This window comes from Staphylococcus sp. GDY8P196P (assembly GCF_017891705.1).
GTDB lineage: Bacteria > Bacillota > Bacilli > Staphylococcales > Staphylococcaceae > Staphylococcus > Staphylococcus ureilyticus.
The window spans coordinates 979-3,036 of the sequence record NZ_JAESJS010000016.1; the positions used below are offsets into that span (position 1 = coordinate 979).

Sequence of the window (2,058 nt, forward strand, 5' to 3'; positions counted from 1 at the left end):
AATATTTTGTTTTAAGTGTTTTCTTCTCTGACTACGAGCGTGCTGTATGTCTTTTATATCTATGGAGTAATCAGCTATTTCTGGACATATAGCAGTACAAAGAAATTCATCTCTATAAAACACACGTATTTCAGCCATATCATTTGGGTTATAACGAATCAGTACATATTCACCTACATAAGCTGCTAGATTAGTATTACTGTATCGAAAACCTTGAAAATGAATGCCATCTGAATGAACTTTTCTAGATTTAGGTATTTCCAACAATAATAAATCAAGTTGTTCTAAGCTACTTGGCATATTAGGGAAAAAGTGATTACTATTCCAACGACTGATAGGCGTGGTATGAATAGCACTATGTTCTTTTTGATTATAATCTTCAATTAAAAAGTAACGTAGTTTTTCTTCAAAATTGTGAAAATCTATTAGATTACTAGGAGTATCATTATTGTTTATATATCCAGGCAGTTGTTCTAAGAAAGTTTGGTTAACTGTCTGAAAAAAGCGTTCTATTTTTCCACGACCACGAGGGACACCAACTTTTGAAAACATCAAATTTATTTTCAAGTCAATAGCGACTTGTTCCATGTGATTTGAGGTAAAGTCACTTCCGTGATCTGTATAGAATTTTTCGGGTATACCACACACTGGCCAGTTGGTATCATTCTTATTCCATATTGCTTGGTGTAGTGTTAATGCTGTGTTTTGAGCATTGGGGGCATCAAAACTTAAGAAATAGCCTGCAATTGCACGACTATAGTCATCCATAATTATAGTTAGCCACGGTCTATTGATATTACCTTTTTGGTCTAATATAAAGATATCTAGCAAAGTATGGTCTGCTTGCCATATTTCATTGGGTCTCGAGGATTCTCTAATTTGTATTAAATCGTACTTATTTTGATAGTATTTTTCACCTTGATGAGAGAAATCAATAACAGACTTAGGCATTGCTTTAATAACACTATAAATTTGTTTATAACTTGGTATATCAAAATTATTTTCTTTACAGTAATTAGTGATTTTCCTATGAATTGTGGCTATACTATTTCTTTTATTCATAAGCGCAAGGCGTTCAATTTCATCAATTATCTTTGGTTCTATTTTACGTGTTCCTTTATCAGCTCTTGTCGCATAGATTAGTCCTTTAAGTCCTTGTTCTTTATATGACTTATTCCACCTATAAAGGGTGCTTAACGCAATCCCTTTACTTTTAGAAATACTTGATAAAGATTGTTCGCCTAGGATAAAAGGTTTTATAATATTGTACTTTTGAGTAGCTTTTTTACGTTTGGCTTCAGAAAAATTAGTTAGATACTTCTCCTTGTTTTTCATCTTCCTTGTCCTCCAATTTATTGAGGTAACGATAAATTGTTGTACGTGAAACTTGCCATTGTTCTGCAATTGTTTTAATGGGGGTGCCATTATCATAAAGTGTTTTGAGTAAATTTAAGTCTTTTTTATTCAATTTTTCAGGTCTTCCACCATAACGTCCTCTGGCACGAGCTGCAATTCGTCCAGCTGAAGAACGTTCTAAAATTAAATTCCGTTCAAACTCTGCAAATGCTGCGAATAAATGAAATAATAATTGTCCTGTAGAACTTGATTTATCCATCGTTATATTTTCTTCTAAACTATGAAAACTCACGCCTCGTTCGTTAAGTTCATTCACTAATGTGATTAAATCCTCCATGTTACGTCCTAGTCTATCTAGTCTCCAAACAACAATGGTATCTCCTGACCTCGCAAATTCAATTGCTTTATCTAAACCAGGTCTTTTACTTTTTGAACCACTCATATGGTCATTAAATATTTTTTCACAACCATGTGTATTTAATCGATCTTCCTGTAAATTTAAATTTTGTAATCCAGTTGAAACTCTTGCATAACCTATTTTCAAAATACAAACCTCCTATATACATCTTCAGTGTACCATAACTTAATCACAAGGTCTTTTGTGAACATAGATTTTTTGTTGGGTTTTTGAACACATAATTCTATGTAATACATACTTATTTAGACATAAAAAGAGAGTGTACAGAAAATGGTTATTTTCTG

The 2,058-nt window shown here is 32.4% G+C and carries 2 protein-coding genes; both read right to left on the bottom strand.

Annotated elements, in window-relative coordinates:
• Positions 1-1,335: Mu transposase C-terminal domain-containing protein (locus KA814_RS09230; RefSeq protein WP_210122725.1), on the bottom strand; the 1,335-nt coding region annotated here is incomplete at its 3' end.
• Positions 1,307-1,900: a recombinase family protein gene (locus KA814_RS09235; protein WP_000690635.1), complete on the bottom strand. Its 594-nt coding sequence runs from the start codon at positions 1,898-1,900 to the stop codon at positions 1,307-1,309. The genes KA814_RS09230 and KA814_RS09235, both read right to left, overlap by 29 nt.
• Positions 1,901-2,058 lie beyond the last annotated feature (158 nt).